We start from the raw sequence: 18,582 nt of genomic DNA, 5'->3' as shown, positions 1-18,582 counted from the left end.
CACCTCGTTCAAAGCATGAAAGTCGGGATTACCGGGATAAACGACAGGCGGAAATTCCAGCGGCTGCTGATCAGGTCGTCGGCGTGGATCACCGAGTACTGCACCTCACCGGAAATGCGCACCGGTAGCTTGCCGAAGTACACAATCCGTCCGGCACCGAGGCCGATAGGGAAGTTGACCTTGTTGCCGCCTTCGGCTTTCCAGTTGACGGTGACGTTGGGCGTCATGCCCACCCGCCACTGGCTGGGGCCGGGAATGTTGCGCTGGATGAAGTACTGGATATTGGTCAGGCTGACGTCTTTGCGCCGGGCATCACCGCCCACCGACCACCAGTGCTGGGGGAACACTCCCAGGGTCCAGTCTTCTCCGAGGTAGGCGGCGACGAATGCCGGGCCCAGGGAATACTTGCCGGTGCCCAGCACGTCTTTTTCAGCGGTGGGGAACATCGCCGTCGGACCGAAGCCCCAAACCATTTTCCCGCCATTGGCAAAGCGGATCGGTTGCTTGGGCGAGAACACGCCCACATAAGCCAGGTCGCCAAACCCCGAGGTGCGGTCAAAAGGGTCGTTGACCACCGACGGGAAATCCCGGTCGGTCAGCACACCAGAAGGACTCATGCCAGCCAGGCCGCCGGCCTTCTGATTGATCGGTGCGCTGACGTAGCTGATGGGTAGGCGGTTGATCAGGTTCCAGTCTTCACCGAGGGAAATCGGGAAGGTGGGCATGAAGCTGTATTTGCCCAGGTAGCGAGTGCCGTTGCTGTGGGGCCCCTTGAGCGCGCTGTAGTCGAACTGGTTGAACAGCAGCACCAGGTTGCCCACCGGGTTGTCCATCAGCTTGGCGATCTGCTCGGTCGAGGGCTCGCAGCCGGCCTTGACCACTTGTTTGAGGTCGATATCAAAGTCTTGTTGCAGGCGGTGGCAGGTCTCTGCATCGGCTTTGGCGACCGGGCTGGCGCGGGTGCCCAGGTCCGGCAGATTGGCGGCAGATACGCCAACACTGCTGAACAAACCTGCACACAGGGCGGCACAGCGAACGCTGTTCACCAGACATACTGCAGGCGGAAGGTCCAGGTGTTCACGTCGGGTGAGCCGGTGCGCTCGGAGACCGTGTCGTTATAGGCGATCAGGCCGCCAAACTGGGGTGACAACATAAAACCCAGGCTGGCGCCCAGCAGGCCGTTTTCCTGTTTGTTGTCTTGCCAGTCGCCATCGATCTTGCTTTCGCCGCCGCGGTTGTAGGTGGCGTCCAGTGAAACCCAGAGCGCGCGGTTGATGGTGTAGCTGTAGTGACCCTCGATGGCGTACAGCGGCTTTTGTTCCAGCTTGCTGTCGCCGTGGTAGTCCTTGTTGTCGCCGAACAGCGACACGTAGGTGTTGATCTCCAGCCAGGTCGGGCCAATCGGGGTGCCGAAGCCCAGTTCGGGCTTGAACACCCAGCGGTTGGAGCCGATGTTGATGATGCGGTCTTTATCGTAATCACCGGTGGGCATGGTCACCCACAGCGCGCCGGTGAGGAACGTCTCGGGTTTCCAGCTGGCGAACTCCTCGGCGGTCAGTGCCGGGCCACCAAAGATGTTATGGGCGAACACAATCTGCGTGTCGCCCATACCACCGTTGCGCTTGGTGCCGCTGAAAAACTGGGCGTTGTCGAACGACGCCGAAACGTCGGCGTAAGGCTGGATAAACTGGATGGCGCTGTTGCGCCCGTCGATGCCGAATGAACGGGCGTAACGGAACAGATAGAGGTCGGCGTCCAACGACAGGCCGTTGATTGGCAATGTCGTGTCGATCGGGGTGTTGGTGTCGACCCGATTGTAGTAGCCGAACACCATGTTCAGGTCCGTCGGGGAGTTTTGCCAATCCCTGGCATTGTCGGCAAACCCTATCCCTGGCATCAGTGCCAGTGTGGCGGCGGTAAACGCACTCAGTTGACTACGTGAAACCATGGCTCTACTCCTTGTAAATGCCTGATGTCAGGGTGCAGCGGTGCTACTTGATCAGGCGTTATTTGATCGGTGTGAGCGGTGGCAGCTTCCATTGGCCATTGCCCACTTCGGGCTTGGGCAGGTAAATGCGCAATACGGCATAGAACGGGCCGGGCGGTGCAGGCAGCCAGTTGCTTTGTTCGGCTTTCGGTGGCTCGTGGTGCGCCACCAGCAGCGTCAGGCCGCCATCGGCGTCGAGTTTGAAGTTGGGCAACATCCGCGAGTTGAGCAGGTAGCGCTTCTTCAGGTTCGGCACCAGCAGCTTGGTCTTGGCGTCGTACATGGTCAGCGACCAGAACGCATCCGCCGGTGGCAACTGGTCCTTGGCAAAGTGCACGGTGTAACTGTGGCGCGCGCCGTTGGCCGGTTTGCCTTCGCTGTCGACGAAGTAGCTCAGGTAGGCGGCCTCATCCGTCGAGTTGCCGAAGATCCCCAGGTTGGCGCCCACGTAGCGATACAGATAATTGTTGTTCAGATGGTCTCGCGAGCCGAAGAAATCGCCACTGGCCACTTGGTGAGTGTCGATCTTGTCCTTCTTGAACGCTGCAAACTCAGCCTTGCCGTCAGCAATCCCGTCTTCCAGGGCCTTGCGTTGTTCAACCGTCAGGGCCTTGAGGTCAAACGGTTTGCCGGCCTCGACGCCGATCTTGGCAAAACGCGCGAGCACCTCTTTTTCACTGTCCTGAGGCGCCGCATAGCCCAGCATGAAGTTCAGGTAGCGGAACAGGTGCACGCTGTCGCTCATGTTGGGGGTTGGCTTGGGCCAGGCGATTTTCGGCGGCTTGATCGGTTTCGGCTGGTTCACATAGTTGCTGAGGGTCTGGACCTTGTAGCCGCCCTGGATCTGCTTGACCTTGGCGAGGTCCTTGTCATCGAACAATTGGGTGCGGTACAGGGCGTAGGCGATGTTGCTTTCGCTGTACACCACGCGGTCGACATTGGGGGGCTGCTGACCTTTCCAGTCAGGGCCGGCGATCATGTAGTGGCCGCCGTTGTTGCCGGTGCTGCGGGTGCCCAGGTAGCCGAAGTTCTGGGTGTAGAGGTCGATCAACTGCACCGAGTAGTATCGGTTGTCTTCGATCTTCGGCAGGGTCAGTACGACCGGCTCGGCGCGCAGGTCCAGCCAGACAAAGGAGTAGGGCGTGTCCGAATTCGGTGTAATGAACGCAGTGTCCTTGGGCGTGAACACTTGCGCGGTGTTGCCGATATGGTTGAACGGCGCCTTGAAGTTCGGCCCGGTCTTGTCAACGGCCTGGGTGTAGAGGGTCTTGTACATCTCCACCACCGGGAAGCCATACAGGTAAGCCTCCTTGGCGATGGCCCGGGCTTCACTCGGCGTGGCGGTGAAATCGGCCCAGGCGCCGGTACTCATGAAAATCGAGAGGCTCGCCAACAGCAGGCGCGTCGGAGTTCGAATCATGTTGTTGCGTCCTTACTGAATCAGTCGGATGTCGTCGAGTTTCCAGCTCTTATCGAAGTAGGCCTCGGTAGGCGCATACAGTCGGAAATAGCTGAACCAGTGTTTGCCGGGCAGAGTTTGCACCCAGTTGCTCTCGAAGTCTTTTGGCGCGTGAGGTCCGAAGTAAAGATCTATCGAACCGTCGGCATTTTTCTTCAAATCCTGGCGTGACGACAGGTCGGCCTTGCGCTGCGGGTTGTCGATCAGGCAGCGGCTGTCTATGTCATACACGGTCATCGACCAGAACTGTTTGGCCGGTGGGTTGGCGCCGATGTGCAGGGTGTAGGACTTGCTGCCGTCGAGCCATTGGCCCTTGTTGTCGGTGTAGGCGCCGAGGTAAGTCTGGCCCAGGCCCGATGTCTTGGAAACCATGCCTTTGGTGTTGGTCACCGCTTCGTAGAACCAGGCGCTGCGTTCCCACAGCTGGTCGTAATAGGCCACGCGCTGGGACGGCTCGGTGATGTTGAGCACGGTGTCCCATTGCCGGTCTTTCCAGTACTGCGCCTGGGGGAAACGCTTGGCGAAGGCGTTGGCCTTGGCGATCAATTCACCCATTTGCGCGCCTTGCTCCAGGGCTTGGCGCTGGTGTTCGTTAGGGTTGAAGGGTTTGTCCTTCTCGATGCCCAGGCTGGACAGCATGGCCATGTAGAAACGGTCGCGTTCGTTGACCGGCTCTTTCTGGATAATCCCGTGCAGTCGCTGCCAGTAGGCCATGCCACGCGGCTGGGTGCCGGACCAGGGTTTGCCGCCGGGGGACAGCAAACGGGTCTTGCCGGGATTGGCGCGCTGGGCGTAGGGGTACATCTTGAACTGCTCGACCAAGGCCTTGCCTTTTGCCGGGTCTGGGTCGAGTACGCGAAAGCCTACCAGTATGTTCATGGTTTCCGACTTGGCGAGGTAGTATTTGCCTGCATCGGCCGGGGGTTCCTGGCCTGGTGGCAACACCAGGTACTTGCCGCCTTTACCTTGGTCGGGGCCGGTCTGGCCCATGTCGATGATTGCCCGTTGCCAGAAATCACCGATCCCGCCGGCCGTTGGCCCCGGCGGCAGCTCGATTACCAGTGGCCCGGTTTCGTTGAGGTCGACGAAACCGAGGATATAAGGCGTGGTTGCGTTGGCGGTGATCACGCCGAGTTTGTCTTCATAGGTGGTCAGCACCATCAGGTCGCCACTGCGGGCGCCCAGCTTGGTGCTGAATTCGTCCTGCCATTGGGCGTATGACACCAGCGGCAAGGCCCACAGATAACTTTGGGTGGCCTGCTGGAAATCCAGTTCGCCGTACAGCTTGGCGATTTCGCTGTGGGCCGGCAGCTCACCTTCCATCGTGATTGGGCCGATGCGCGTATCCAGCGCGTGCGCGCTGGCGGTCAGGGCCAACAGGCTTAAACCGGCACTCCGAAGCAGAGCGTGCATAAAATGTCCTTATTTCCCAAATGTGACGTTGATCCCGGCAAACAGGGTGAACTGCGGCAGGCCATCGCCTTTGCGGGCAACCGTCCACTGCGGTTCGATATAGGCGTTGAGGATATTGCTGCCGGATTTCCAGGCCTTGCCGGCACCGAAACCGATAGGGATGTAATGGGTGTCGTTTTTCAGGTCAAACGTCCAGGTGCCGGTGGAGCGCAGGTACCAGCCCTTGGGCAGGTTATGGGTGATGAACGGCTGGAAAGTGGCACTTTCCACATGGGCGCGATCGCTGTCGCCGGCGAAGGAGCTTTGGTATTGAACCAGAGCGCCGAGCAGGCCGCGGGGCGAGGCATCGATGGCCACCGCCGCCAAGCCGGCCTGCCACTTGCCGGTGCCCAGTTCATCGTGCTCGGCGGTAGGCGCGGTGATTTGCGGGCCGATGCCCAACTGCACGCCGTCGGTCTTGAGCAGGAAAATATCGAACAGGTTCAAGTCGCCGATCCCTGTGGTGTAGCCGCTGTGGGGATCGGGGCGGGTGCTGATGGGCAATGTCGCGCGCAACAGCTGGGGCACCCCGATGAAGTCCGAGGGCGCAACGGGCAGCGTGCCGCGCAGCAGCATGTCGTTGGTGTGGGCGTTAGTGTCGAATAACTTCGGGGTGTAATAGTCCTGCAGGTTTGCACCCGGTGCGAGGTTCAACGGGTTGTTACTCTTGTTGGCGGTGTCGGCGTTGTCGGCTTGGGCCGAAATTGCGGGCAACACTGAAGCCACCAGCACAACTGCCGGAATATACGATGACTTAAGCATGACCACTCCCCAATTCCCTGGTGATGTTCCCGATAGCGCGTTTGTGAAGGCTAGGGGGCTGTCCTTATTCACTATTACGTGTAGGACATGTCGTTTGAAGCTAGCAGTAAATTTAAGACTCGCTAGTCAATCGAAAGAATTAGTTGTTTGTTGAGGGCGGCATCACGGACGCTATGAATAATGGCGAATTGCCTCAAACGCCGCTGCTGTGCAACGGCATTGAGGGGGAGGGGATCAGAGGAGCATTGATTTGACTTTGTCACGCAACTGATCAATCGAGAACGGTTTGGCAATCACCTGGGTGCCAACCGGCACATTGATATTCTCGGCGTAACCACTGGCAAACAGAATCGGCAGGACAGGTCTCAGCTCACGGGCCTTGGCGGCCAGTTCCACGCCGCTCATACCCGGCAGGCCGTGGTCGGTCATCATCAGGTCGATGGTTTTTCCGGCGTCTTTGATGATGTCCAGGGCGCTTTCAGCGTCTGCCGCTTCAAGTACCTGGAACTCCAGCTCTTCGAGGACATCGACGATCAGCATGCGCACGATGGCGTCGTCTTCGACTACTAGGATGGTGGAGGCAGAGGCGGACATAGTGAGGGTTCCCGAGAAGTGGAGGGTGCAGGTCTTGATCAGTCGAAAGACCATCCTCTAATGAGTCGCGTCAATCTCGGCAAGTTCCCGAAACAGGGTCGGCATTGTGCCGGTAATGATTGGAAATGTCCCGTTCAAGGAACAGAAGTGCAAAGGCGTTATGCAGTCAATGCCACCATGGCCAGCAGAAAAATAGCGTTCAACCGCGACTTTGGGGCAAACTCCTCGTTTTTCCGTATTTGGCCAAGGCATGCCCATGACTCCCGCGTCGTCCGTCGATGAGAAAAGCTTCCGTAAATTGCTGGGCCGCAACGTAGCGCTGCCGCTGAGTGTCGGCGTGCTCAGCGCGGTGTTTTTCGTGTGCCTGATCACCTATCTGTTGTCGGTGATCCAGTGGGTGGAACACACCGACCGGGTGATCAACAATCTCAACGAAACCTCGAAGCTGACCGTGGACCTGGAAACCGGCATGCGCGGCTTCCTGATCACTGGCGACGAGCACTTCCTCGACCCGTACGAAGTGGCCAAGCCGCGAATCATTTCCGACTTGCGCAACTTGCAGGCATTGGTGGCGGACAATCCGGAGCAGGTGGATCGCCTCAAGCGTCTGGAATCGTTGCAACTGGCGTGGAACACCTACGCCCAGTCGATGATTGATATGCAGCGCCAGAGCGGTGATTTTCGCACCGCTGTGAAAGCAGGGCGCGGTAAAAGCCTGACGGACGAGATTCGCAAGGAGTACGACCGGGCGGTGGCGATGGAGCAACAGTTCCGCATCACCCGCAATGAGGACGTCACCCGTACCACGATCATCAGCGTCAGCTTGTATCTGGTGTTTGTGCTCGGCCTGAGTGGCTTCCTGGCGTATATCGGAAGAAAGAATTTAATCGAACTTTCAACAAGTTACATTGAAAACCTCGCGTCACAACAGAAGATTGCCAAGCGCCTGGAGCAGCAAGCCTGGCTGCGCAACGGCCAGACCGAACTGGCCGAGCAGGTCCTGGGCCAACTGACGCTGAACCTGCTGGGCCGCAACATTTTGCAGTTCTTCGCCCAATACATGGGCTCGGCAGTGGCGGCACTGTACGTGCGTGAAGAGCACGGCGGCCTCACGCGCGTGGCCACCTATGGTTTCTCTCGCGAGCAAGAGCAGCAGGAGCAGTCGATTTACAACGATGAAGGCATCGTCGGCCAGTCGGTGCGGCAGGATCGCCTGATTCGCCTGGACGATGTGCCGGTGGACTACTTCAAGGTCAGTTCCGGCCTCGGCGAGGGCCCGACCCGCAGTGTGATGGTGGTGCCGACCAGTGATGATGGCCGGGTCAACGGCGTAATCGAACTGGGCTTTTTGCGTGCCCTGGACGACCGTGATGTCGAGCTGCTGGAGTTGATTGCCGGCAACATCGGTACGTCCATCGAAGCGGCGCGTTATCGCCAGCGCCTGCAGGAAGTGCTGGCCGAAACCCAGCAGCTTAATGAAGAGCTGCAAGTGCAGCAGGAAGAGCTCAAGACCGCCAACGAAGAGTTGGAGGAACAGTCCCGCATCCTCAAGGAATCCCAGGCCCACTTGGAAACCCAGCAGGCGGAGCTGGAGCAGACCAACGAACAACTGGCGGAGCAGACCCAGACCCTGGCCGAGCAACGCGATGCCATGGACCAGAAAAACGTCCAGCTCAACCGCGTACAGATCGAGCTGGAAGAGCGCGCCGACGAGTTGCAGCGCTCCAGCAAGTACAAATCCGAATTCCTCGCCAACATGTCCCACGAGCTGCGCACGCCGCTGAACAGCTCGTTGATCCTGGCCAAGTTGCTGGCGGAAAACCCGCAGGAAAATCTCAGCGCCGAACAGGTCAAGTTCGCCGAGTCGATCTATTCGGCCGGCAACGACCTGCTCAACCTGATCAATGACATCCTCGACATCTCCAAGGTCGAGGCCGGCAAGCTGGAAATGCGCCCGGAGAACTCCAGCGTGGCACGCCTGGTGGATGGCTTGCGCGGCATGTTCGAGCCGCTGGCAGCCGACCGCAAGCTCGGGTTTCAGGTGGAGGTGCAGGAAGGCACACCGCACATGCTGTTCACCGACCGCCAGCGCCTGGAACAGATTCTGAAGAACCTGCTGTCCAACGCGGTCAAGTTCACCGAGAAAGGCGAGGTCAGCCTGTCGGTATCCCGGGCACCGGGCGAGGGCGTCGCCTTTACCGTGCGCGACTCGGGGATAGGTATTGCTCCGGACCAGCAGGAAAGCATCTTCGAAGCCTTCCGTCAGGCCGATGGCACCACCAACCGCCGTTACGGCGGCACCGGCCTGGGCCTGTCGATCTCCCGGGACCTGGCGAACCTGTTGGGCGGCTATATCAGTGTCACCAGCGAACCTGGCCAGGGCAGCGTCTTTACCCTGGTGGTGCCCGAGCACTATGTAGAGCGTGACGAAGACACCCCGGCGCTGGAACAGCCGCGCGCGGTGGTCCCTGCGCCTGCACCAGCCCCGATCAAGGTCTCGCCGATGCCGATCGCCCACGAAGCGCAGATCCCGCGCTTTATCGATGACCGCGACAAGGCTCCATTCGCCACGCGTTGCATCCTGGTGGTGGAGGACGAGCCGAACTTTGCGCGCATCCTCTTCGACCTGGCTCATGAGCTGGGTTACCACTGCCTGGTGGCCCATGGCGCGGATGAAGGTTACGCCCTGGCAGAACAATACATTCCCGACGCGATCCTGCTGGACATGCGCCTGCCGGACCATTCCGGCCTGACCGTGCTGCAACGTCTCAAGGAGCATGCCGGAACCCGTCACATCCCGGTGCACGTGATTTCCGTGGAAGACCGCGTCGAAGCGGCCATGCACATGGGCGCCGTCGGGTACGCGGTCAAGCCGACCACCCGCGAAGAGCTCAAGGATGTGTTTGCTCGCCTGGAAGCCAAGCTGACGCAGAAGGTCAAGCGTGTGCTGCTGGTGGAAGACGATGACCTACAGCGTGACAGTATCGCGCGCCTGATCGGCGACGATGACATCGAGATCACCGCTGTAGGCTTCGCCCAGGAGGCCCTGGACCTGCTGCGCACCCACATCTATGACTGCATGATCATCGACCTCAAGCTGCCGGACATGCTCGGTAACGAGCTGCTCAAGCGCATGTCCACCGAGGATATCTGCTCGTTCCCGCCGGTGATCGTCTACACCGGGCGCAACCTGACCCGGGACGAAGAGGCCGAACTGCGCAAGTATTCGCGCTCGATCATCATCAAGGGCGCACGCTCCCCCGAGCGTTTGCTGGACGAGGTCACACTCTTTCTGCACAAAGTCGAATCCCAGCTGTCCCATGAACGCCAGACAATGCTCAGGACCGCCCGCAGCCGCGACAAGGTCTTCGAAGGGCGCAAGATCCTGCTGGTGGATGACGATGTGCGCAATATTTTCGCCCTGACCAGTGCCCTGGAGCACAAGGGCGCGATTGTCGTGATCGGCCGTAATGGCCGCGAGGCGATCGAGAAACTCAATGAAGTCGATGACATCGACCTGGTGCTGATGGACGTGATGATGCCGGAGATGGACGGTTACGAGGCCACGGCCTTGATCCGCCAGGACCCGCGCTGGCGCAAGCTGCCGATCATCGCGGTGACGGCCAAGGCCATGAAGGACGATCAGGAGCGTTGCCTGGCGGCAGGCTCCAACGATTACCTGGCCAAGCCCATTGACCTGGACCGGTTGTTTTCATTGATTCGCGTGTGGCTACCCAAGATGGAACGGATTTAATTGGAAAGAAGCACTGACATCGAACTGCGCTTGCTGATTGAGGCCATTTACCTCAAGTACAGCTATGACTTTCGTGATTATTCCGGGGCTTCGGTCAAGCGCCGCGTGGCCCATGCGCTGCGCCAGTTTGACTGCGCCACCATTTCGGCGTTGCAGGAACGGGTGCTGCATGACCCGACGGCGTTCATGCAGTTGCTGCAGTTCCTGACGATTCCGGTCAGCGAGATGTTTCGCGACCCCTCGCATTTCCTGGCGATTCGCCAGGAAGTGGTGCCGCTGCTCAAGACCTACCCGTCGATAAAGATCTGGATCGCCGGCTGCAGCACCGGGGAAGAGGTGTACTCCATGGCCATCCTGTTGCGTGAGGAAGGCTTGCTGGAGCGCACCATCATCTACGCCACCGACATCAACCCCCGGTCCCTGGAAAAAGCCAAGCAGGGGATTTTTTCACTTGAGAACATCCGCGCTTATACCCATAACTACCAGCAGGCCGGGGGCCAGCGTTCGTTTGCCGATTACTACACCGCGGCTTACGATCATGCGATCTTCGACAAGACCCTGCGGGAGAACGTGACGTTCGCTGATCACAGCCTGGCAACGGATAGCGTATTCTCAGAAACTCAATTAATTTCATGTCGTAACGTATTGATTTATTTCAATAAAAAATTGCAGGATAGAGCGTTTGGATTGTTCCATGAGTCGCTGTGTCATCGCGGCTTCCTGGTGCTGGGCAGTAAGGAAACCCTGGATTTTTCCGGCTACAGCAAACAGTTCGAACCCCTGGTCAAGCAAGAACGGATCTACCGAAAATTATGAATGAAGCTGCTGCCAGCCCGGTATCCGGGATCGAGGCTGTTGTGATCGGCGCTTCCGCAGGCGGCGTCGAGGCGTTGCTGAGCATTTTTGGTGAATTACCGGCGAACTTCGACCTGCCGATCATCACCGTGCTGCACCTGCCGGACGAGCGCCGCAGCCAGTTGGCGGAAGTGTTCGACCGTCGCGTATCGATGAAGGTAGTTGAAGCGCGCGACAAAGAAGTGATCCAGCCCGGCACCCTGTATTTTGCCGGCCCCGGTTATCACCTGTCGGTGGAACACGACCGCAGCCTCTCACTGAGCCAGGAGGACCGCGTGCACCATTCCCGGCCGGCCATTGACTACCTGTTCGAGTCGGCTGCCGATGTGTACGGCTCTGGCCTGATGGCGATCCTGCTGACGGGCGCCAACCAGGATGGCGCCCGTGGCCTGGCCCATGTCAAACAGTGCGGTGGTACGACGGTGGTTCAGGACCCCGACGAGGCGCGAGTAGCCATCATGCCCCGGGCCGCCCTGAAGCTGCACACACCGGACCATATTCTTCCCTTGAGCCGCATTGGCACTTTGCTGGCTTCCCTGGAATCTTCCCCATGTTAAGTACTGTCCAGGCCAAACTGCTGATCGTCGACGATCTGCCGGAAAACCTGCTGGCCCTTGAAGCGCTGATCAAGCGCGAAGACCGCCAGGTCTACAAGGCATTAAGCGCCGACGAGGCCTTGTCGCTGTTGCTGGAGCACGAGTTCGCCATGGCCATTCTCGACGTGCAGATGCCCGGCATGAATGGTTTTGAGCTGGCCGAGCTGATGCGCGGCACCGAAAAGACCAAGAACATTCCGATCGTGTTTGTCAGCGCCGCCGGGCGTGAGCTCAACTATGCGTTCAAGGGCTACGAAAGCGGCGCCGTGGACTTCCTGCACAAGCCGCTGGATATCCATGCGGTCAAGAGCAAGGTCAATGTGTTCGTCGACCTGTACCGCCAGAGCAAGGCGATGAAGCAGCAGGTTGAAGCTCTGGAGCAAAGCCGCCGCGAACAGGAAGCCTTGCTCACGCGCTTGCAGGCCACCCAGGCCGAACTTGAACAAGCCGTGCGCATGCGCGATGACTTCATGTCGATCGTTGCCCATGAGGTGCGTACGCCCCTCAACGGGCTGATCCTGGAAACCCAGTTGCGCAAGATGCACCTGGCCCGGGACAACGCTGCGGCTTTTACCATGGACAAGATGCACGCCATGGTCGACCGCGATGAGCGGCAGATCCATAGCCTGATTCGCTTGATCGAAGACATGCTGGACGTGTCGCGCATCCGCACCGGCAAGCTGTCGATCCGCCCCGGGCGCTTTGACCTGACGCAACTGGTGCACAACCTGCTGGAGAATTTCGCCCCGCAAGTAGCGGCGGCCGAGTCCTCGGTGAAGTGGGTGCAGGAAGGGCCGGTGGAGGGCAACTGGGATGAATTCCGTATCGAACAGGTGGTGTCCAACCTGCTGACCAACGCCTTGCGCTACGGCGCCAAGAGCCCGGTGGAAGTGCGGGTGTATGCAGAGCATGGCGAAGCGCGGGTGGAAGTGCGCGACCACGGGATCGGCATCAGCGAAGACAACCAGAAACGGATCTTCCAGCAGTTTGAGCGGGTGTCGGCCAATCACGCGGTGGCGGGCCTGGGCCTGGGGTTGTTTATCTCCGAGCAGATTATCGCGGCCCACGGCGGTACTATCGAAGTCGAAAGCCGGATAGGCGAGGGTGCCTTGTTCCGCGTCTGCCTGCCCCTGGGGCCGCAGGCGTGAAATCAATCGTGAATCCGACGCAACCTCTGCGTGACCCTATGGTCGTATCAGCAGCAATTGACCGGACAAAGGCTTCCCATGAGTGAAGATGCGCAAGATGTGGTTCTGATCGTCGAAGATGACGAGTCGATTATGTTTGTGTTGGGTGAGTACCTGTCGGGCCTCGGTTACCGGGTATTGAAGGCGATTGATGGCGAGCAGGCATTTGAAATCCTCGCCACCAAGCCGCACCTGGACCTGATGGTCACCGACTATCGCCTGCCAGGTGGTATCTCCGGCGTGCAGATCGCCGAGCCTGCGATCAAGCTGCGACCGGAATTGAAGGTGATCTTTATCAGCGGTTACCCGCAGGAGATTCTCGACTGCAACAGCCCGATCACGCGCAATGCGCCGATCCTGGCCAAGCCGTTTGACCTGGATACGTTGCAGGAACATATCCAGCGCTTGTTGGCTTAAGCCTTGTGAAGGGGGGAGCGCGCTCCCTCTTCAAGCCTTGATCATTTCCCTCACCTTTGCCGTCAACAAATCAAAGGTGAATGGCTTGGTGATCATCTGCATGCCCGGGTCCAGAAAACCGCCCCTCACCGCCGCATGCTCTGCATAGCCAGTGATAAACAGCACCTTCAAGTCCGGGCGCACCTGTCGCCCGATTTCCGCCAGTTGCCGGCCATTCATGCCGGGCAGGCCGACGTCGCTGATCAGGAGGTCAATCCGCTGGCTGGACTCGATGATCGGCATGGCGCTGTCGGCGTCACCGGCTTCAACGAAGGCATAGCCCAGTTCGCTCAGCACGGCGCTGACCAGCACCCGCACGGCCGGGTCGTCCTCGACGATCAACACCGTCTCGCCAGCGTTGGCGAACGGCAGCAGCGCCGGGTTGAGAGGTTCATCTGCAATGACCTCGCCGACAAACCGCGGCAGGAACAGGCTGACGGTGGTGCCTTGGCCCACAACGCTGTGGATCGACACATGCCCATGGGACTGGCGCGCAAACCCGTAGATCATCGACAACCCCAGCCCGGTACCCTGGCCGATGGGTTTGGTGGTAAAGAACGGGTCAAACGCGCGGCTGATCACGCTCTCGGGCATGCCGCAGCCGGTGTCGCTGACGCTCAGTTCCACGTAGTCGCCAGGGTTGAGGGTGCCGTAGGCTGCGGTAAAGACGCTGTCGAGGTGGCGGTTGGTGGTTTCCACCACCAGTTGGCCGCCGTTGGGCATTGCATCCCGAGCATTGATGGCCAGGTTGAGCAGGGCGCTTTCCAGTTGATTGGGGTCGACTTCGGCGGTCCATAGTTGCTCGGTCAGCCGGATGTTCAGGGTGATGCTTTCGTTGAGGCTGCGTTGCAGCAGCTCACCCATCGAACTCACCAATTGGTTGATCTGTACCGGTTTGGAATCCAATGACTGGCGACGGGAAAAGGCCAGCAGGCGGTGGGTCAGGGCGGCCGCGCGGTTCGCCGACGTGACACCCAGGTCAATCAGGCTGTCGAGGTCTTCAGTGCGGCCCCGAGCGACGCGCCTTCGCAGCAGCTCCAGGCTGCCGATGATGCCCGTCAGCATGTTGTTGAAGTCATGGGCGATACCGCCAGTCAACTGGCCGACGGCTTCCATTTTCTGCGACTGGCGCAACGCTTCTTCGTTGTTACGCAGTTGAGCCGTGCGCTCTTCCACCTGTTGCTCAAGGGTTTCCAGGGTGCGTTGCAGGCGTTGCTCGCTCTGGCTCAGTTCGATCAACCGGTCGCGGGCCTCGTACTGCCGGCGGCGCCCGCGCAGCGCCGTGGTCACAAGGCTGATCAAGGTAACCGGATGGAATGGCCGCTCGAGGAACGTCACGTTGCCCAGTAACTTGCTCAGGTGTGAGGAACCGTTCTGTTCGCTGCCGCCATGGTGCGTCATCAGCACAATCGGCAGGTCTGACCACGCCGGTTGTTGATGCAGGTGCGTGAGCAGCGGCTCCAGGTCGATACCGCGCATGGCTTCAGCGGCAATGACCAGCAAGCCTGCACCGTGCTCCAGCTCCTCGCAGAGCATCTGCAAATGGCTGGCGATGACGCCATTGAAACCGGCCTCATTGAGCATCATCAATGCCAATGAGCTGTCACGCCCCAGTGGCGCCAGAATGATCGCCCGTTCGGAGATGGCCGGTAGGCCACTCATGAACTTTCATCCTTGAGCAGCGGGTTATCGGTACCCATGTACGTTGGCACACCGCGCAACACGCCTTGGAACGTATCCAGAGGTTCACCGATGGTCATGCCCGTGCTGCCGATGCGGTATTCGCGAATCGTCGACTCATGGCTGCCGGTGCGTTTCTTGATGATCGAGATAGCCCGGCGGACTTTGCCGAGGGCTTCGAAGTAACGCAGCAGGATCACGGTGTCCGCCAGGTAGGTGATGTCCACCGGCGCCTGCATGTCGCCCACCAGCCCGTGCTGGGCAACGGTCATGAAGGTCGCGGCGCCACGACGGTTGAGGTACAGCAGCAGCTCGTGCATGTGCAGGATCAGCGCGTTTTCTTCCGGCATCGCGGCCTGGTAGCCGTTGACGCTGTCGATCACCACGGTCTTGATCCCGCGCTCATCCACGCAACGCCGCACCCGATGGGAGAACTCACCGGGGGAAAGCTCGGCGGCGTCTACTTGCTCGATCAGCAGGTTGCCGGTGTCTTGCAGAGCCTGCAGGTCGATACCCATGTTTTTCATGCGCTCGAACAGCAGGCCCAGCTCTTCATCAAAAATGAACAGCGCGGCTTTTTCGCCCCGGGCGACGGCTGCTGCCGCGAAGATCATCGAGATCAGCGATTTGCCGGTACCGGCCGGGCCCAGGATCAACGTGCTGGAACCGGTCTCGATCCCGCCGCCCAGCAATGCATCCATCTCGCGGATGCCGCTGGTCAAGGTCTGGCGGTTGTAGCCGCCACGGTGCTCGGCCGCCACCAGACGCGGGAACACATGCACGCCGCCTTCCATGATGGTGAAGTCGTGGAAGCCACCGCGGTACTTCTGACCACGGTACTTCACAATCCGCACGCGGCGGCGTTCTGCGCCGTAGTTGGGGGTCAGTTCTTCCAGGCGAATCACGCCGTGGGCCACGCTGTGCACGGTTTTGTCGAGAGACTCGGTGGTCAGGTCATCCAGCAGCAATACAGTGGCGTCGTAGCGCACGAAGTAGTGCTTGATCGCCAGGATCTGCCGGCGGTAGCGCAGGGAGCTTTGCGCCAGCAGGCGGATTTCCGAGAGGCTGTCGATCACGACGCGGGTCGGTTTGACCCGTTCCACCACTTCAAAAATCTGTCGGGTTGCTTCACCCAGCTCAAGGTCCGAGGAGTACAGCAGGCTCTGCTGGTGTTCGGCATTGAGCAGGCTTTCCGGCGGGGTCAGTTCAAAGATGTGGATGTGTTCATCCAGGTCCCAGCCATGGGACTTGGCACCCTGGCGCAACTCGCGCTCGGTTTCCGACAGGGTGATGTACAGCGATCGTTCGCCGCTTTTTGCGCCGGCCTGGAGGAATTGCAGGGCCACGGTGGTTTTACCGGTGCCGGGTTCACCTTCCAGCAGGAACAAATGGCTACGGGAAAGCCCCCCGGCAAGAATGTCGTCCAGACCTTCAATACCGGTGGCCGCCTTTGCTGTGAACAGCTCTTTGGATGTAGACAAGAAGTGCCCTCGGGTCACAAATAAGTAGTCGGCAGCGCCGGCTGGGGCGCGCCATATTTACTTGACCGTAGCGGCGTGTGGCGGTTCAACGTTTTGTATCAATTACAGCTTCTTGCTGTACCTACAGCCCTTGTTGCAACGCCGGATCGTCCGGATTTTGCTGTTCCAGCTGGGCCAGCAACACCTGCACATTCTGCAACTGGCCGGTTTCCTTCCAGTAATTCACCAGCAAGACCCGCGCCTTGCGATTGGCCGGGTTGCGCTGAATGATCTCTTCCAACTGGCGCTGGGCGGCTTCCAGCTCCTGCTGGGCGTGCAGGGTGGTGGCCAAGTCGTAGCGGTAATCCTGATTGTTCGGTTCCAGCTCCACCGCACGGGACAGGCTGAGTAACGCAAACGCCCGCTCACCGTGGTGCAGCAGCCACATGCCAAGGGCATGTTGCAGATAGGCCGAATCGGGGTGGGCCTGCAACTGCTTGGCCAATAGCTGGCGGGACTCGTCGACCTTGCCCTGTTTGTCCAGCAGTTCGATTTGCGCGACCACCGCTTGCAGGTTATCCGGTTGCAGGCGCATCGCCTGTTCCAGGGCATTTTGAGCGTCGGGCAACAATGCGCTGTGAATGTACAGGCGTGCCAGCTGAATCCAGCCTTCGGGACTCTCGGGTTGTCCCTTGAGCAACTTCACGTATTCGTCGAGTACCTGCTGCAACGGGCCGAAGTACAGGCCGAGGGTATCGGGAGAAAGCCCCAGCAAGGCATTGGCTGCGGCAAACCGAACGCTTTGCTCCGGGTCATCCAGCAATGGGCCGAGCAACAGTGTGCGCTGGCCGCTGGGCACCAGGCCGACGATGCTGTGAATAGCCGCCTCGCGCACCATGGGCGCGTCATTGGTGAGGTCCTTGTCCGCCAGCTTCAGGGCCTGGGGGCTGGGGTAATTGGGCAGTTCGGCATGCAGCGCGGCGCGGCGTACATCGGAGAGGTCCGGGCGGCCCAGCTGTTGATACAGCACACGGGCGGCGCCGGGTTCGCCGTTGTGGGCCTGTTTCAAGGCCTTGGTGTAACCGTGGGCGATGGCCGGCGGCACCACCACTGGTGTCGTACGGGTGAAATACCAGGTGATCAGCACAATAAACAACAGGGCGCACAGGCCGATGATGGAGTAACGGCGTGACTTTGACATGCAGGCGTCCGAAAGCTTGGCAGCTAGTGCAAAGCCATCAGCTTCGGTCAGGTCACCGTGAGTGTCAAACCCGCATCACGTCAGCACGAACTCAATCGGCTCAAGGGCCGGCGGCAGCTCGGTTTCGCCGAGGGCCGCAAGAATCTCGCGCTCCAGGTTGCGGGCGATGGCGTTGCAGGGCAGGTCGTTTTCGTCGAAGCCGAAGGGGTCTTCGAGGTCGTCACCGATTTCATCCAGGCCGAAGAAGGTGTAGCTGACGATGGCGGTGAACACCGGCGTCAGCCAGCCCAGCGGCTCGGCCATGGCGAAGGGCAGCAGAATGCAGAACAGGTAGATGGTGCGGTGCAGCAGCAAGGTGTAGGGGAAGGGCAGCGGGGTGTGTTTGATTCGCTCGCACGAGGCCTGGACCTGGCTCAGGCCGTATAGCCGGGTTTCGAGTTGGGTGTAGCGCCAGTCGCTGATGTGGCCTTGTTCGGCGAGTTTCGAGCAGCGGGCGCCGAGGTCTTGCAGGATGCTGTCGGGGAGGTTGGGGTGGCTGGGCTCGACGTAGGCCCACGGCTTGATCGCCTGGGCTTCGTCTTCCAGGCGCAGGCGGGCGATCAGGCCATGGGCGAAGCCGCACAGGCCGCGTAGTACGGCTTCTCGGTCGGTGGAGGTGAGGATTTGGGTTTCGCGGATCAGTGAGCGTATTTCGATGATCATCTGGCCCAGTTGTTTGCGGCCTTCCCACCAGCGGTCGTAGCAGGCGTTGTTGCGAAAGCTCATGAAGATCGACAGGGACAGGCCGAGGAGGGTGAAAGGTGTGGCGTTGACCTTGGAGAAGTAGGCCGGGTGCAGGGTTTCTACCAGCACGATGACTGAGGCCAGCAGGGTTACCAGCAAGCTGCGTAAGGCGATGCGCTTGGCGATTGAGCCCTTCAGGGAGAACAGGATGCCGAGCAGGTTGGGTTTGGGACGGACGATCATGGGCGGGCTTCTTGGGTGGCGCAGACTGTCAGGTTAGAAGCCTGTTTGCGTTGCGTCCAATTGCTTGGGCTGACTGGGTGATTGGTGGGGTCTATCGTCGGGGCTTTTGGTGTACATATCCGTTGCTGCGGTAACGGCGGCTTATGGTTCCGCTCTTACAGCGGGTCACTTTT

General features: G+C 59.8%; 15 protein-coding genes. 5 read left to right on the top strand and 10 right to left on the bottom strand.

What is annotated here, in order from left to right; all coding sequences use genetic code 11:
• Positions 1-8: 8 nt before the first annotated feature.
• The 6 genes from HBJ59_RS18540 to HBJ59_RS18515 form a co-directional block, all read right to left on the bottom strand.
• A complete protein-coding gene (locus tag HBJ59_RS18540; protein ID WP_143503526.1) occupies positions 9-1,046 on the bottom strand; it encodes a transporter in 1,038 nt (345 codons plus the stop codon).
• On the bottom strand, positions 1,043-1,948 hold the full coding sequence (locus HBJ59_RS18535) for a transporter (protein ID WP_076013403.1): 906 nt from the start codon (positions 1,946-1,948) through the stop codon (positions 1,043-1,045). Before HBJ59_RS18535 ends, HBJ59_RS18540 begins: the two co-directional genes overlap by 4 nt.
• Before the next feature lie 58 nt (positions 1,949-2,006).
• Positions 2,007-3,407 carry a DUF1254 domain-containing protein gene (locus HBJ59_RS18530; RefSeq protein WP_167664371.1) on the bottom strand — a complete coding sequence of 467 codons (1,401 nt, stop codon included), beginning with the start codon at positions 3,405-3,407 and terminating at the stop codon, positions 2,007-2,009.
• Positions 3,408-3,419: 12 nt separating this feature from the next.
• A complete protein-coding gene (locus HBJ59_RS18525) occupies positions 3,420-4,859 on the bottom strand; it encodes a DUF1254 domain-containing protein (protein ID WP_167664370.1) in 1,440 nt (479 codons plus the stop codon).
• Between the two features lie 9 nt (positions 4,860-4,868).
• Positions 4,869-5,660: a hypothetical protein gene (locus HBJ59_RS18520; RefSeq protein WP_167664369.1), complete on the bottom strand. Its 792-nt coding sequence runs from the start codon at positions 5,658-5,660 to the stop codon at positions 4,869-4,871.
• A 234-nt stretch (positions 5,661-5,894) separates the two neighbouring features.
• Entirely contained in the window at positions 5,895-6,254 is a 360-nt protein-coding gene (locus HBJ59_RS18515; RefSeq protein WP_076013407.1) for a response regulator, read from the bottom strand.
• Positions 6,255-6,510: 256 nt separating this feature from the next.
• Here HBJ59_RS18515 and HBJ59_RS18510 point away from each other — a divergent pair, with 256 nt between their 5' ends.
• The 5 genes from HBJ59_RS18510 (at position 6,511) to HBJ59_RS18490 (ending at position 13,063) form a co-directional block, all read left to right on the top strand.
• Positions 6,511-10,008 carry a response regulator gene (locus tag HBJ59_RS18510; RefSeq protein WP_167664368.1) on the top strand — a complete coding sequence of 1,166 codons (3,498 nt, stop codon included), beginning with the start codon at positions 6,511-6,513 and terminating at the stop codon, positions 10,006-10,008.
• Positions 10,009-10,824 (top strand): protein-glutamate O-methyltransferase CheR, encoded by an 816-nt coding sequence (locus HBJ59_RS18505; protein ID WP_063030076.1) that lies wholly within the window; start codon positions 10,009-10,011, stop codon positions 10,822-10,824.
• Positions 10,821-11,420, top strand: a complete 600-nt coding sequence (locus HBJ59_RS18500; protein WP_076013409.1) for a chemotaxis protein CheB — start codon at positions 10,821-10,823, stop codon at positions 11,418-11,420. The genes HBJ59_RS18505 and HBJ59_RS18500 overlap by 4 nt, the downstream gene beginning before the upstream one ends.
• The gene (locus HBJ59_RS18495) at positions 11,414-12,607 is read left to right on the top strand and encodes a hybrid sensor histidine kinase/response regulator (RefSeq protein WP_076013410.1); all 1,194 of its coding nucleotides are present in this window, start codon (positions 11,414-11,416) and stop codon (positions 12,605-12,607) included. The genes HBJ59_RS18500 and HBJ59_RS18495 overlap by 7 nt, the downstream gene beginning before the upstream one ends.
• Before the next feature lie 78 nt (positions 12,608-12,685).
• Positions 12,686-13,063: a response regulator gene (locus HBJ59_RS18490; RefSeq protein WP_010171103.1), complete on the top strand. Its 378-nt coding sequence runs from the start codon at positions 12,686-12,688 to the stop codon at positions 13,061-13,063.
• Between the two features lie 30 nt (positions 13,064-13,093).
• Here the strand turns inward: HBJ59_RS18490 and HBJ59_RS18485 are convergent, their stop codons facing one another.
• The 4 genes from HBJ59_RS18485 to HBJ59_RS18470 all read right to left on the bottom strand — a co-directional run bounded on the left by HBJ59_RS18485 (position 13,094) and on the right by HBJ59_RS18470 (position 18,409).
• Positions 13,094-14,764, bottom strand: coding sequence for a response regulator (locus HBJ59_RS18485; RefSeq protein ID WP_076013411.1), 1,671 nt, complete (start codon positions 14,762-14,764; stop codon positions 13,094-13,096).
• Positions 14,761-16,263: an ATPase domain-containing protein gene (locus HBJ59_RS18480; RefSeq protein WP_076013412.1), complete on the bottom strand. Its 1,503-nt coding sequence runs from the start codon at positions 16,261-16,263 to the stop codon at positions 14,761-14,763. The genes HBJ59_RS18485 and HBJ59_RS18480 overlap by 4 nt, the downstream gene beginning before the upstream one ends.
• A gap of 121 nt (positions 16,264-16,384) precedes the next feature.
• The gene (locus HBJ59_RS18475; protein WP_167664367.1) at positions 16,385-17,443 is read right to left on the bottom strand and encodes a lipopolysaccharide assembly protein LapB; all 1,059 of its coding nucleotides are present in this window, start codon (positions 17,441-17,443) and stop codon (positions 16,385-16,387) included.
• Between the two features lie 75 nt (positions 17,444-17,518).
• Positions 17,519-18,409, bottom strand: coding sequence for a bestrophin family protein (locus tag HBJ59_RS18470; RefSeq protein ID WP_167664366.1), 891 nt, complete (start codon positions 18,407-18,409; stop codon positions 17,519-17,521).
• Positions 18,410-18,582 lie beyond the last annotated feature (173 nt).

Source organism: Pseudomonas sp. AN3A02, from assembly GCF_011765255.1.
Lineage (GTDB): Bacteria > Pseudomonadota > Gammaproteobacteria > Pseudomonadales > Pseudomonadaceae > Aquipseudomonas.
This window is presented reverse-complemented; position numbering and strand designations above follow the sequence as displayed.

Bases quoted from the DNA above. Each gene is read 5' to 3' on its own strand.
- HBJ59_RS18535 (WP_076013403.1), bottom strand. From the start codon at position 1,948: ATGGTTTCACGTAGTCAACTGAGTGCGTTTACCGCCGCCACACTGGCA.
- HBJ59_RS18530 (WP_167664371.1), bottom strand. From the start codon at position 3,407: ATGATTCGAACTCCGACGCGCCTGCTGTTGGCGAGCCTCTCGATTTTC.
- HBJ59_RS18525 (WP_167664370.1), bottom strand. From the start codon at position 4,859: ATGCACGCTCTGCTTCGGAGTGCCGGTTTAAGCCTGTTGGCCCTGACC.
- HBJ59_RS18520 (WP_167664369.1), bottom strand. From the start codon at position 5,660: ATGCTTAAGTCATCGTATATTCCGGCAGTTGTGCTGGTGGCTTCAGTG.
- HBJ59_RS18515 (WP_076013407.1), bottom strand. From the start codon at position 6,254: ATGTCCGCCTCTGCCTCCACCATCCTAGTAGTCGAAGACGACGCCATC.
- HBJ59_RS18510 (WP_167664368.1), top strand. From the start codon at position 6,511: ATGACTCCCGCGTCGTCCGTCGATGAGAAAAGCTTCCGTAAATTGCTG.
- HBJ59_RS18500 (WP_076013409.1), top strand. From the start codon at position 10,821: ATGAATGAAGCTGCTGCCAGCCCGGTATCCGGGATCGAGGCTGTTGTG.
- HBJ59_RS18495 (WP_076013410.1), top strand. From the start codon at position 11,414: ATGTTAAGTACTGTCCAGGCCAAACTGCTGATCGTCGACGATCTGCCG.
- HBJ59_RS18490 (WP_010171103.1), top strand. From the start codon at position 12,686: ATGAGTGAAGATGCGCAAGATGTGGTTCTGATCGTCGAAGATGACGAG.
- HBJ59_RS18485 (WP_076013411.1), bottom strand. From the start codon at position 14,764: ATGAGTGGCCTACCGGCCATCTCCGAACGGGCGATCATTCTGGCGCCA.
- HBJ59_RS18475 (WP_167664367.1), bottom strand. From the start codon at position 17,443: ATGTCAAAGTCACGCCGTTACTCCATCATCGGCCTGTGCGCCCTGTTG.
- HBJ59_RS18470 (WP_167664366.1), bottom strand. From the start codon at position 18,409: ATGATCGTCCGTCCCAAACCCAACCTGCTCGGCATCCTGTTCTCCCTG.